Source organism: Bacillus sp. NMCN1, from assembly GCF_002998085.1.
GTDB lineage: Bacteria > Bacillota > Bacilli > Bacillales > Bacillaceae > Bacillus.
This window is the reverse complement of record NZ_PVQL01000004.1, coordinates 283,990-297,793: the sequence shown is the minus strand read 5'-3', so window position 1 is coordinate 297,793 and position 13,804 is coordinate 283,990. Positions and strand designations below refer to the sequence as shown.

At 36.1% G+C, this 13,804-nt stretch carries 8 protein-coding genes and 1 other annotated feature; of the genes, 4 read left to right on the top strand and 4 right to left on the bottom strand.

The genetic code is table 11. From position 1 onward, the window contains the following. Positions 1–7: 7 nt before the first annotated feature. Together C6W21_RS17835 and guaA are read left to right on the top strand one after the other, a co-directional pair. A complete protein-coding gene (locus C6W21_RS17835; protein ID WP_106056815.1) occupies positions 8–2,209 on the top strand; it encodes a transglutaminase TgpA family protein in 2,202 nt (733 codons plus the stop codon). A 186-nt stretch (positions 2,210–2,395) separates the two neighbouring features. Next, the gene (gene guaA, locus C6W21_RS17830; RefSeq protein WP_106052025.1) at positions 2,396–3,937 is read left to right on the top strand and encodes a glutamine-hydrolyzing GMP synthase; all 1,542 of its coding nucleotides are present in this window, start codon (positions 2,396–2,398) and stop codon (positions 3,935–3,937) included. A 79-nt stretch (positions 3,938–4,016) separates the two neighbouring features. On the opposite strand, the gene C6W21_RS17825 is transcribed toward guaA, so the two are convergent. The 4 genes from C6W21_RS17825 to C6W21_RS17810 form a co-directional block, all read right to left on the bottom strand. Beyond that, positions 4,017–4,502: a YbaK/EbsC family protein gene (locus C6W21_RS17825; protein WP_106052023.1), complete on the bottom strand. Its 486-nt coding sequence runs from the start codon at positions 4,500–4,502 to the stop codon at positions 4,017–4,019. A gap of 15 nt (positions 4,503–4,517) precedes the next feature. Further along, positions 4,518–5,600 carry a helix-turn-helix domain-containing protein gene (locus C6W21_RS17820; protein ID WP_106056813.1) on the bottom strand — a complete coding sequence of 361 codons (1,083 nt, stop codon included), beginning with the start codon at positions 5,598–5,600 and terminating at the stop codon, positions 4,518–4,520. Next, positions 5,601–7,262: a 2-isopropylmalate synthase gene (locus C6W21_RS17815; protein ID WP_106056811.1), complete on the bottom strand. Its 1,662-nt coding sequence runs from the start codon at positions 7,260–7,262 to the stop codon at positions 5,601–5,603. A gap of 57 nt (positions 7,263–7,319) precedes the next feature. After that, positions 7,320–7,584 (bottom strand) — a binding site (T-box leader). Positions 7,585–7,827: 243 nt separating this feature from the next. Next, entirely contained in the window at positions 7,828–8,715 is an 888-nt protein-coding gene (locus C6W21_RS17810; RefSeq protein WP_106056809.1) for a helix-turn-helix domain-containing protein, read from the bottom strand. Positions 8,716–9,377: 662 nt separating this feature from the next. Between C6W21_RS17810 and C6W21_RS17805 the strand changes: the two genes are divergently transcribed. Both C6W21_RS17805 and lanKC read left to right on the top strand, forming a co-directional pair. Next, positions 9,378–11,141, top strand: a complete 1,764-nt coding sequence (locus tag C6W21_RS17805; RefSeq protein WP_106052009.1) for an ABC transporter ATP-binding protein — start codon at positions 9,378–9,380, stop codon at positions 11,139–11,141. Positions 11,142–11,178: 37 nt separating this feature from the next. Next, positions 11,179–13,788, top strand: a complete 2,610-nt coding sequence (gene lanKC / locus C6W21_RS17800; RefSeq protein WP_106052005.1) for a class III lanthionine synthetase LanKC — start codon at positions 11,179–11,181, stop codon at positions 13,786–13,788. Positions 13,789–13,804: the final 16 nt, after the last annotated feature.

Here is a 13,804-nt window from a genome sequence, read left to right as displayed (position 1 = left end):
AACATTTATGCTGCATACGCATCAGCGGCAAAGTCGTTTTGAGTTGTTCATCTATTATGCTGTAGCATTTCTGCTGCTTTGGGAGTGGCTTCGTCCGCTTCAAGATTTTACAGAGACGAGTCATACGTCTTACTTCATCATTTTTATAGGGCTTACGTGTTTGTTTACATTCTTTCGTTTGAAGTGGTATGTGACGTTTCCTATTTGTACTGGTTTGATCTTGCTCGCCTTATATTTAATCTTTTTTCAAGCTGAGCCAAGCTATCCGGCTGCATTATTTGCAGATATCAAAGATAATATCACCTTCATGAGCACAGGCATGTGGAGTGACATGTACCCGTCCTTCCGCACATTATTGTTTTATATTTTGCTGTGGCTGCTTGTTTACTTGCTTCATTATTGGGTGGTCTATCAGCAGCGTATCTTTTTCTTTTTACTCATGACGATTGTGTATGTCACGATTCTGGATACGTTTACGCCATATGATGCTGCCTTTGCGATCGTTCGCATTATGGTGTTTGGTTTTTGTTTGCTTGGGTTGCTGTATTTCGATCGACTGCGTTCGGCTGAAGGCATTCGGGTGTCACAGAAGGCGCGTCTAAAATGGTTTTTGCCCATGCTGGCGCTTGTTCTTCTATCAGCGACACTCGGCGCTTCTTTGCCAAAGGCTGATCCGAAATGGCCTGATCCTGTCCCGTTTTTTAAGGCGGTGACGAATCAAGGTGGGACAGCCGGGCAGAATAAAGTGGGATATAGTGCAGATGATTCGGCGCTTGGCGGACCATTTAGTGAGGACCGCACACCGGTCTTTAAATGGAGCGGAAAGGAGCCGTCTTACTTTCGTGTCGAAACAAAAAGCATCTACACAGGAAAGGGCTGGGAGGATGCCTCAAATGATACAAAGCCTACTCGGCTAAAGGACGATGATGTGCCGAATCGGTGGTTTACCGAGCGTGTGAAAACAGAGGTACATGAAACGAGAGTCGATATGGAATCGGACTATCGATTTAATCATGCTGTCTATCCGATTGGGACGATCACACTGATGCCAATGGAAAACATTCCGCTGCAAATGATGGGCAAAACGGAGAAAATTGTCCCATCCAGTCAAAATCCGCCGAAAAATTTAGGGAACTACCAAGTCAGCTTCTTATCGCCTACATTTATCCTTGAGGATTTGCAGAGCATCAAAGTACCGACGAAGCAGAAAGTCAATCAGGAGGTTGGCCGTGAATACTTGCAGCTTCCTTCCTCATTACCAGAGCGAGTGAAAACATTGGCAAACAGCTTAACGGAAACGAAGGATAATATGTACGATAAGGCTAAAGCGATTGAGGATTACTTAGGGTCAGGGAAGTTTTCATATGAAACGCAAAATGTCGCTGTGCCTAGTCGTAATGAAGATTATGTGGATCAATTTTTGTTTGATACGATGATCGGCTACTGTGATAATTTTTCATCCTCTATGATTGTGATGCTTCGTTCGATCGGGATTCCGGCGAGATGGGTGAAAGGGTACACGTCAGGTCAATTATATGAAACACAGATGGATGGAAACAATGTGTATGAAGTAACTAATAACAATGCGCATTCATGGGTAGAGGTGTATTTTCCAAACAGAGGCTGGGTCACATTTGAACCGACAAAAGGATTTACGAACCCAGAGACCTTTACAAATGAATCGGTTTCAAGTGATCAATCAGATGATGATCAAAAGGAAGAAGATCAGCCTAGCTCTGATGCAAGCGAAGATCAGCAGGCAGAACAGCCGCAGCAGGAGACAGAGCAGCCGGCAGAACCAAAGAAACAAACAGCGCAAGCAAAGCCTAATATGGTGCATGTTGGTTCAATTTTGGGTTTTACGGCAGGAGCTATGGTCCTTCTAGGGTTGATGAGCTGGCTTCTTTATCGATTCAGAGCAAGATGGCTGCCATTCTTTATTGTGAGAAAGGTGAAACGTCTGCCAGAGGAGGAAGCATTCTTCTATGCGTATGCTGCTCTATTAAAGCAGCTGAAACGCAGGGGAATCGAGAAAAACCCAGGCATGACGCTAAGAGAATTCGCTTCTTTGATCAATGACAAGGATGGAGATCATCATATGTCAGAGCTGACGCAGCTCTATGAACGTGCGCTCTATCGAAGAGAGGATGCTTCTGTACTTTGGCGGCAATCGATAAAGTTATGGGAAAATTTAATAAACAGGAGATAGTCTTGACCGCGTACCTTCCTGTTGTTAGAATAGGTGAATATTAAAACCTTCTAAAATACATGAAATTGAAGCGTTCGGATGTGAGTCTGGGCGCTTCAAAAGCGTGATTCACACTGAGAGCAGGTTTTCTCCTCTCATTTTTTCTGTGCGTTTATAAAAAACTATATTGGACATAGAGGTGACACCATGACAAATTTAGTAAATGAAATGATTTTGGTTCTAGATTTCGGCAGTCAGTACAATCAGCTGATCACACGCCGTATTCGTGAATTTGGTGTGTACAGTGAGCTTCATCCGCACACTTTAACTGCTGAAGAAATTAAAGAAATGGCGCCTAAAGGAATCATCCTTTCAGGCGGACCAAACAGTGTTTATGATGAAGGATCTTTCCGCTGTGATGAAAAGATTTTTGATCTAGACATTCCGGTTCTAGGCATTTGCTACGGCATGCAGCTCATGACTCACTATTTAGGCGGGAAAGTAGAAGCAGCAAGCCAGCGTGAATATGGAAAAGCAGATATCCACATTAATGGAACACCTGCATTATTCAAAGACCTTCCGACTGATCAAGTCGTTTGGATGAGCCATGGTGACCTCGTTGTTGAAGTGCCAGAAGGCTTTACAGTTGATGCAACAAGTGCACATTGTCCAAACTCAGCGATGAGCTTAGCTGAGAAGAATTTCTATGGCGTTCAGTTCCACCCAGAGGTTCGTCACTCTGAGTACGGAAATGATCTATTGAAAAACTTTGTCTTCGGCGTATGTGGCTGCGATGGCAAATGGTCAATGGAGAACTTCATTGAAATCGAAATGCAGAAAATCCGTGAAACAGTAGGCGACAAACAAGTATTGTGCGCACTTAGCGGCGGTGTGGATTCATCTGTTGTGGCGGTATTGATCCACAAAGCAATCGGCGATCAGCTGACATGTATTTTCGTTGACCACGGTCTTCTTCGCAAAGGCGAAGCAGAAGGGGTTATGAAAACATTTAGCGAAGGTTTCAACATGAACGTGATTAAAGTAGATGCGAAAGATCGTTTCTTAAACAAGCTAAAAGGTGTGTCTGATCCTGAGCAAAAACGTAAAATCATCGGTAACGAATTCATCTATGTATTCCATGATGAATCGGACAAGCTAAAAGGAATTGACTATTTAGCACAAGGAACACTTTACACAGATATCATTGAGAGCGGGACAGCAACGGCACAAACAATCAAATCTCATCACAACGTAGGCGGTCTTCCAGAAGACATGCAGTTCGAATTGATTGAGCCTTTGAATACACTATTCAAGGATGAAGTCCGTGCCCTAGGTTCAGAGCTGGGCATTCCTGACGACATCGTCTGGAGACAGCCATTCCCAGGTCCAGGACTAGGTATCCGTGTACTAGGTGAAATTTCTGAAGAAAAGCTAGAAATCGTCCGTGAATCGGATGCGATTCTACGCGAAGAAATTGCCAACTTCGGCCTTGAGCGCGACATCTGGCAATACTTCACGGTTCTCCCAGACATCCGCAGCGTAGGTGTCATGGGTGACGCAAGAACATACGACTACACAATCGGCATCCGTGCTGTTACCTCTATTGATGGTATGACGAGTGACTGGGCAAGAATCCCTTGGGATGTGCTTGAAAAGATCTCAACTCGTATCGTGAATGAAGTGAAGCATGTGAACCGCGTGGTGTATGATATTACGAGTAAGCCGCCTGCTACGATTGAGTGGGAATAGTTATAATAGGGCTAGAAACCTTTGTGTATCAAGGGTTTCTAGCTCTTTTTTATTTTTAATCGCACTTTTTCCTTCCGTTTTAATGTGTTAATGAATCATTCCATCCCTTACATACATCAATCCATTGTGAATAACCGGAGTGTTTTTCTAATTGTTTTATTGTTAGTTCAATCGCACTGTTACTGCTCCCGCAGGCTGGATAGACTGTTTCAAAACGTTTGAGTGACATATCTAAATATACAGAAACGCCATTCCTTATAGCAAAAGGACATACTCCGCCAATTTCATGACCGACCAAGTCAACGACCTCATGAGGAGAAAGCATTTTAGCTTTTGTTTTAAAATAATCCTTGAATTTTTTGTTATCAACTTTTGCATCACCAGAGGTCACAACTAAAATAGCTTGTCCATTTACTAGAAAGGAGAGTGTTTTTGCGATTCTTTCAGGTTCGCAGCCCAATGCAGAAGCAGCCAAGTCTACGGTTGCACTAGATACTGAAAACTCTTGAATTCGATGATCCATATCATATTGTTTAAAATAATCTTTTACTTTCTTGATCGACATGATGATTTCTCCTTTTTATAAGTATTGATTTGAAGTTTGCTCGACTTTATTATTTAAACGATATTGATGTGGTGTTAGGTGATACTTTTTCTTAAATAAACGAATAAAATGCTCTACATTTTGATAACCAACGGTTGTCGCAATATGATCTACTTGCAAATTGCTACCAGTGAGCATTTCACACGCTTTTTCCAATCTTATTTCTTGTCGAATCTCACTAAATGATTTGCCAAGTTTACGAGCTATATATTTTGACAGATACGATTGTGAAAGGTTAAATTCCTCTGCCATCTCCTGGATTGTTATATGCTCACAACATTGCTGAATATATTGGAGCATTTGAATAATACGTATATCACTATATTGTTTGACCTGATTTACGTTCATATGACTTGGTTTGAATCTTAATAAGAGACATAATAATATCTCAAACAAATTATTCATAATCAACTGGTAACCAGGAAATCGATTGTGATTTTCTGTAAATAGTTGAAGAGAGCAGTCTAACAAATTATTATCCAAGAGACTATGGAAAATAAGAATATTTTTATTTTCTTTTATATACAATGCATTCAAAAAGAACTCTGAAATGACATGATTGCCTTTTAACATTTTAAAAAACACTTTTTGAAAAGTACTTTTACGGATCATGATTTGGATTGCGATTGTATTCTCCATTACAATTGGCTTGTGTATTGTGTCAGGTGGAATAAAGGCAATATCTCCTGATTTTAAAGCCATTTTTTTGTCTTCCACTTCTAAATACATCTCATTTTCCAGAACATAGATCATCTCAAAGAAATCATGGATAGCCGACAATCGAGGCATAAAACGGCTATACTTTCTCACTTCGATATCTTTCTCCTGACCTAACCACATGGTATCCTCTTTTTCAAATTCGTTCTGCCCTTTAAGCAAAAATTCTTCTATATATATTTGCTTATGCATTAAATTGTTTTTATCATAATCCTTCAAAAATAATTGCAATGATTGATTGTCATGCTTTTTCTGTTGGTATTGTTGATAAAAGATTTCTTGCTCGTTATATTCTCTTAAATATTGCATCGCTTCATGTTTTTCAAGTTTATCTTTTTCCATCTACATCCAAACCTCTAGTCTATTTACTGCAACCACCAGGGCTTTCACTGTTGCTTCAATAATATCTTTATCAATTCCAGCACCCCAATGCATTTTTCCTTGATATGAAATACCAATCTGTGCACAGGCTTTTGCTTGAGAATCCTTGCCCAAAGAATTCTGTTCATAGACTTCCAAAACATACTCGAGATGAAAATATGCTTTTAACGCATTACTGATTGCATCTAAACTTCCAGTGCCAGTTCCTTGTATTTCAATTTGTTGATGATCTCTCAGCAAAGTTAAGGTGACTTCCTGCTTCTCTCCTTTAGTAAATTGATAATCAAGCAGCTGGAAATGAGGGTGAAAATCAACATACTGTTCTTCAAAAACATGATATATTTCTTCGACAGACAATTCCCTATTTGTCTGATCAGATACTTTCTTCGCTTCATATCCCATGGCTTCATTCATTTTATAAGGAAGTTGAATGCCATAATTTGTTTCTAGTATATAGCCTATGCCGCCTTTTCCAGACTGACTATTGATTCGAATCACATCAGTTTGATAATTCCTCCCCAAGTCAACTGGATCTACTGGGATATACGGAACGTCCCATTTATCAACATGATTTTCCTTTCTATATTTCATACCTTTAGATATAGCATCTTGATGTGACCCAGAGAATGCGGTGAATACCATCTCACCAGAATATGGCTGTCTCTCATGAACAGTAATTTTGGTTAGTTTTTCATATTTTTTACGAATAGCTTCTAGGTTATTGAAATTCAATTTTGGATCATAACCTTGTGAATACATATTCATCGCCAAGGTAATCAAGTCTACGTTCCCTGTACGTTCACCGATACCAAATAATGTACCTTCGACTCTTTCTGCGCCAGCTAGAACACCAAATTCTGCATCACTCACCCCAGAGCCACGGTCATTATGAGGATGAACAGATAATGTCACACTGTCTCGGTAAGACAGATTTTTGTGTATATACTCAATCTGACTTGCAAAGATATGAGGCATTGAATATTCAACTGTTGTCGGAATATTGATGATCGCTTTATGATTTGGTGTCGGTTTCCAAATATCTAAAACACTCTTACAAATATCTAACGCATAATCAACTTCTGTTCCTGGAAAGCTTTCAGGACTATATTGAAAATAAATATCGCTTTTTGTTTTTTCGGCAAGTTCCTTTACTAAAATAGCTCCATCAATGGCAATTTGTTTAATTTCATCTTTTGTTTTCTTAAATACTTGTCTGCGCTGCGCTTCTGAAGTCGAATTATATAAATGAACAATCGCTTTCGGTACCCCCTTAATTGCTTCGAAGGTTCGACGGATAATATGCTCTCTCGCTTGCGTGATCACCATAATCGTTACATCGTCTGGAATCATATGATGATCAATCAGTGTCCGTAATAGCCTAAACTCCGTATCAGAAGCAGCTGGAAATGCGATTTCAATTTCTTTAAAACCTATCTCTACTAGTAACTGAAACATTTCCAATTTTTCTTCTAAGTTCATAGGAATAGGTAATGCTTGATTTCCATCCCGTAAGTCCACACTGCACCATATCGGAGCACTTTCTAATGTTTCTTTCTTCACCCAATCATAAGTAAGGTTCGGTGGCAAAAAGTATTTCTTTTCGTATTTTTTGTGGTTAAACATCATCGATTCCTCCTCGTAAATTGAATATAAAAAAAGCCTATCATCTCCAATATTTTCCTTGGAGACGAAAGACTTCTTCTTACGCGGTACCACCCCTGTTTCATGATAACCATACATTATCATGCCCTTATTCGGATACAGATTGTTTTATCTTATATCCTTCCCATATAACGGTGGGGTGCCGACCTTAACTACATCAATACTTTTCATTTCACTAAGGCTACTCTAAGGTGAGTTCCCTGCCTTTTTGTTATTGCTTCTCATCAACCAGCAACTTTCTGAAAACATTTCGGCAAGTACTATTCCTTATCATCGCATTCTAATTTTTCTGATTTTTTCTATTATACCAAGTCTACAAAAAAGAGATAGTGATAGGGATATCTTTTTCTATTGATTTTTTTTGTCCTATGGGTGTCTTGTCTTCATTTTACTTCTGTTTTAATGTGGTATCCTCTTCACCAAATAAAAAGCCAAGGCCACAAATAAAGGTAAGTGAATTCACAGCGAACAATAAAATCGCACCAATTTTTTTCATGGCAATCAATCTCCTCTTCACTTCAGTCTGCTAGCCCTCAAAATTTAAATTGACTGGTTCATCCTCTAAATCATCCACAGTATTTTGTTCTGTCACTGGCACACTTTCATCTACAATTTTAAAACTAAGTTCGTCCATCCAAATTTGACCTGGACCTTGAAGTAATATGCCAAACGCAATGACTTCACTTTTTACTGGAACATCTAGTACTACACTAAAATGATTCCATCCATTTGTTCCTGTAATGGGACGGTTCATCATATTGTCAAACGCAAGAATTTCACCTGAAGAGTGGTCAATCCTCATCCATAAACCAGCTGAGCCTTTCACATCTTCGCTTTTGACAAAAGCGGAAAATTGAAGGCGTTCCCCTCTGTAACGCTCAGATTTAATTTGCTGCATCAATGTTGCGAAACCTCCAGCTTTTTCATCTTTTGATTTTAAATAAGCGGAGTTAGTACCACTGTGTACAATTCTGTTATCCAAACCTGTTTCATAGTCAGAAGGGGTGTCCCCCGTCATAATCCAGCCAGTAGGTGTGTTCTTATTATTAGACATATTTGTTTCCTCCTTATCAATGACATTCTTTAATAATTTCCGATAACGTGCTGGTGACATGTCATATATCTTCTTAAAGGCTCTAGTGAAGGATTCCTGTGAACTAAATCGATACTGCAATGCGATGTCAATCGCCCTTTGGTCCGTATGAATTAAATCCTTCGCCGCTTGGGTCATTCGACGTTCCCGTATATAATCAACAACTGACTTCTTAATCACTTTTTTGAACATACGGTGAAAGTGAAACCTAGAATAACCAGCGTGTTTTGCTAGAGTTTGAAGCGGTAAATCATCTTTCAGATGCTGTTCAATATAATTTAATGTTTCTTGAATCGTTTTTTCATGTTCTTGATAGGACAACCGAGCACCTCCTTGCTTTACGAGTTTAGTATAGCGGAAATGATCTTTTAGAAACTTGACTTTTTGTGCTATGTTTGGATAGTAGAATGGGTATTCTTGTCCTAGGTCCTGGATGGGTATATCTATAGTGAATTTAACTCAACATGAAGTGACAACAGTGTGTAAAAATGGCTATTCCACAGATTTAAAATTGGTAAAGAAAGATATTCGTAATTCTCTTTATAAAAACAAATAAAATTATAGAATATAAGCTTTAAAAAGTTTGGAATCCTTGTGTGACAGGCTTCTGAGCTTTTTTATTATTTTGAAGCTTCTTTTTCCTGACTGAATCATTATTATGAAATGTATAGTAATTGAGTCGAACGATTGAATTTTCAAACGTATGATTAGTTTTAATTAGTTATTAATTATAAAGATACACCTAGATATGACTATGAGAAACCTTATATCAGAACCAAAGTTTGATTTTTTTGGAATCTTTTATTGACTTTTAAATGGGAAATGTGGGAATATATACATAATAACAATTTAACCCATTAATTTTAATAATTTGAAATAATCCCGATAATTACAAATTGTTTAGTAAATGTATATCTTACTCCCACACCTAAAGAAAATCTAACTCGATATTCACTAAATCAAGAATATAAAAGGTGATAAATATGGAATACAAAGAAACCAAGTGGAAGGTATTTTTTTCTTTAATTAGGAAAACGAGAATCAGCATAAATCTGTTTATCATTGCAATGATTTTAACTGCAATAAGTGCAACTGCTTCAACTTTAGTACCACATTTTTTGAAGAAAATAATAGATTCATATAATTCTACGAACACTATTCACTCTTTGGATTTAACCGCTTTAATCGGAATATTTTTATCTAGTGCTATTTTAGGAGCGATTGGTAGTTATATGTTGAGTGTTGAAGGACTGAAGGTAGTAGCGAATCTCAGAATATTATTGTGGAGGAAAATAGTAAAATTACCGATTGGTTTTTACGACAAAAACCGTTCAGCAGATATAGCCAGTAGGTTTGTAAATGATACTTCTGTGATTTATAACTTGGTTAGTAATTCATTTTCACAATTTGTAAACGCAATCTTAATGATTTTATTTTGTGGATTTTGGTTATTTTATTATGATTGGCAATTAACATTGATCATTATTGTTGCAATCCCACTCTATTTAATATTCTTTATCCCATTAGGAAAAATATTAGCAAAACTCTCAAAATTAACTCAGACTTTAACAGGAAATTTAAATGTACGAGCTGTTGAAACAATCTCAGCGATTAAATTGGTGAAATCTTCAACAGCAGAGGAATTTCAAATTCAAAAAGGAAGTCAAGATATTGAAAGGTTACAGAATATTAGTTTAAAACAAGCGAAATGGATGGTCTTAGTTAATCCAGTAATTAATTTAATTATGATGATCATCATAGTCACCATTATTATGGTGGGCGGGGTTAAATTAGCTAATGGAGATTTAAGTCCAGGAACATTTATTGCATTTTTAACACTTATATTTTATGTCATAGGACCAATTACAAATTTTGGTTTGTTTTTCACTCAATTACAAAAAACTATTGGAGCAACTGAAAGGGTTTCTCAACTATTGTCTGAAAGTGAAGAAGTGCAAAGTGAAGGTGAAGATTTAACTATAACCAATAATGATTTAGTCATTAGAGATTTAAGATTTTATTACAGTGAGAATCACACATTTTCACTGAAAAATATTAATTTAACTATCAAGGGTGGAACTACAAATGCATTAGTGGGACCGAGTGGTAGTGGTAAAACAACTCTAATTTCTCTATTGGAACGATATTATAAACCAACTAGTGGAACAATTTTTATGGATGGGAAAGATATAGAAACATTTTCGCTAAAGTCTTGGCGCAATCAAATCGGATATGTATCACAAGATCATAGTTTAATAAGTGGAACAATAAGAGAGAATCTTCTCTTTGGTTTAAATGAAATTCCAGACGAAGAAAAAATAATCGATGCTTGTAAATCGGCGTACGCATGGGAGTTTGTGAAAAAATTTACAAATGGATTAGATACTGATATTGGAGAAAAAGGTCTGAATTTATCTGGTGGACAACAGCAAAGAATTGCTATTGCAAGGATGTTTCTAAAAGATCCAAAAATTATTTTTTTAGATGAAGCTACTTCAAATTTAGATAGTCAATCAGAAAAATTCGTAAATGAAGCGATGGTGAAAATCATAAAAGGTAGAACATCTATTGTAATAGCACATAGATTATCAACTATTATTAACGCCGATAACATTATTTTTATGGAGAATGGGGAGGTAACAGGGAACGGGAAGCATCACGAATTAAAAAATAACCATCAACTTTATCGTCAATTTTGTGAGCAACAGTTTAAAGAAACAAAAAATGATCTGCAAGAAAGCAGTTAATAAAAAAATGACATAATTGAGTAAGGAGAACATTAAGATGGATAAGAAATTTGTTTATTTTCAGCACATGAGTGATGATTCTAATTATTATGTAGAGAAAAAATCTTTAATTCCAAGCAGACCTTACGAGATTGATAACTTACCTAAAGGTTACAAGATAACAATAGAAGAGAATTCACCATGGATTTATTATTCTAACCCTAGCATTAGTATAAAAGAACAAGGATGGAAAATACATATAAGTGCGACAATAAATGATGCACAAGATATTTTAAAAGTGGTAAGCAAATTATTGTTTAAGAGAAAAGTTGCTTTTAAGCATATTAAGGACAAGCAGACGTTATTCAATTTAAATTCAAAGCATGGAAATAGAATCTCTTCGGGAAAGTTTATAGCGATATACCCCCCAACAGATAAAGAGTTTTTACAATTGCTCAACGATTTGTATGAAGAGTTACGAGGGTACGAGAATGGCCCATATATTCTTAATGATAAATCATGGAAAGATAGCAACATATATTATAGATATGGGGCTTTCAAAAATATTTATAACGAAAAAGGTGAACTTTGTATAAAGGATGAACAGGGAAATCTCATTCTAGATAACAGACAACCATATTATAAAGTTCCCGAATTTGTAAAGGAGTTAGATCAATATTTAGATTCAATAAATATTTCCCATGAAAATGAAGAAAGTGAGAAATTTAATGGTTATGACTTTCAAGGCGTTCTTAGATTTAATAATGGAGGTGGGATATACACAGGTATAAGGAAATTGGATCAAAAAAGTGTGGTCATTAAAGAAGGAAGACCAAAGGTAGGTCTGGATGGAGAATATAATGATGCTATTGATCGTTTGAACATTGAATATGATGCTCTGACTAAGCTTGCAGATATTAGTGGAGTAGTGAATGTTGTTGATTATTTTAAAACATGGAAGCATGTGTTTCTTGTTGAAGAATTTATAGAAGGTTTAACTTTACAATCTTGGTGTGCAGTAAACTATCCATTCAACTTGGAAAACGATAAAGATGCATATATCAGGAAAGTAAAAATCATTTTAAATAAGTTAATCACCACAGTTAAACAAATGCATGAAAGAGATATTGGCATGGGAGACTTACAGCCGTTAAATATAATGATTACACCTGATTTGGATGTGAAAATTATTGACTTTGAGTCAGCAGCTAGTGCAAAACTTGAAGAAAAAAGTACTTTGCAAACAATCGGTTTTACTCATGTGAAGAATAAAAATCATAAAGAACGAGATTGGTATGCTATCAAGAAAATTTTGCACTTTTGCATTTTACCTATTGGCCCTGTTACGGACTTAGAACCGAGTATTAAAAATACACATAGAAATTGGATAGAACGTGAATTCGGAAAAGAGGTTTATGAATTTGTTTTGAATATAGAAAAAGAATGTGATGAAGAACTATCAGAAACTAAAGAGCAAACATTTCAACAGAATATTCGCACGGAAATGACAAAAAAGAATGATATTTCAACAATTATTAGTGGTCTGAGAAATGGAATAGAAAACAATCTTTTGCTTGATAGTTCTTTGGTTCATGGGGATGTTAGACAGTTTGTTAACCCAGACGGAAAATTTAATATACTTACAGGTGGAACAGGATCAATTTTAGCTTTATCTAGATCTGGAAGTTTAAATACACAAGTGATTGAATGGGTTTCCAATGTTTTAATTAAAAACTTGAATCATTTTGAAGAGGATGGATTGTTTACAGGAAAAGCAGGTATTGGAGTCATTTTATATGAACTAGGTTACAAAGAGGAGGCAAAAAAGTTATTCAGAAAAATTGAATACTCTAGTTTGAATGATATGTCATTAAGATCAGGTTTGCCTGGAATAGGATTATCATTAATCAGTTTGTATTTAGAAGAAAATAAATCAGAATACTTAGTTATTTGTGAAGAGATAGCAAATATTATTGAAAACAAAGTAAGGGAAGAAATTAAATTGACATCGACAGATTGGACGGGTGTTCCTATTGGATTAATTGATGGGTGGTCAGGAATATCTTTATTTTATACAGCTTTGTTCTCAATTACTAAGAAAAGAGACTACTATCTAAAATCGCTCGAATATATAAATAGAGACCTGAAAAGGTGTAAAGTGGATTCTAGCACAAACACTTTGCAAACATTTGATGATAATCATCGATTGCTACCTTATTTATCAGGAGGTTCCATAGGAATTGGAGTTGCTATTTGGTACTTGAACTATATAAATTCAAGCGATCTATTTGAATTAGAGATGGAGAAAATCATTAATTTAAATAAAGTTAGATGTGCATTTAGTGGAGGACTTTTCGATGGAGTGGGCAGTTTTCTTTTAATTCCATCAATGATTAAAAATAAACAAATGTTATCAGATGAAATAGATCTGGTAAAGAGAAAATTAGAATTATTTCTTATATATAAAGATGATCAAATTTTGTTTCCGGGAAATTTTTGTTATCGCTTATCAGATGATTTTTATTCTGGAAGTGCAGGAATCATATTGGGCATAAAATCACTTCAATATTCAAACCCTATGTATTGGTTGCCGATTATTCATGTTGATCAATTTTTAGAGAAAACTAGAGGGAATTTATTTGAAAGTGACGTGAAAAAACTCATTTGATTTATTTTAAGTGACT

Bases quoted from the DNA above. Each gene is read 5' to 3' on its own strand.
- C6W21_RS17835 (WP_106056815.1), top strand. From the start codon at position 8: ATGCTGCATACGCATCAGCGGCAAAGTCGTTTTGAGTTGTTCATCTAT.
- guaA (WP_106052025.1), top strand. From the start codon at position 2,396: ATGACAAATTTAGTAAATGAAATGATTTTGGTTCTAGATTTCGGCAGT.
- C6W21_RS17825 (WP_106052023.1), bottom strand. From the start codon at position 4,502: ATGTCGATCAAGAAAGTAAAAGATTATTTTAAACAATATGATATGGAT.
- C6W21_RS17820 (WP_106056813.1), bottom strand. From the start codon at position 5,600: ATGGAAAAAGATAAACTTGAAAAACATGAAGCGATGCAATATTTAAGA.
- C6W21_RS17815 (WP_106056811.1), bottom strand. From the start codon at position 7,262: ATGTTTAACCACAAAAAATACGAAAAGAAATACTTTTTGCCACCGAAC.
- C6W21_RS17805 (WP_106052009.1), top strand. From the start codon at position 9,378: ATGGAATACAAAGAAACCAAGTGGAAGGTATTTTTTTCTTTAATTAGG.
- lanKC (WP_106052005.1), top strand. From the start codon at position 11,179: ATGGATAAGAAATTTGTTTATTTTCAGCACATGAGTGATGATTCTAAT.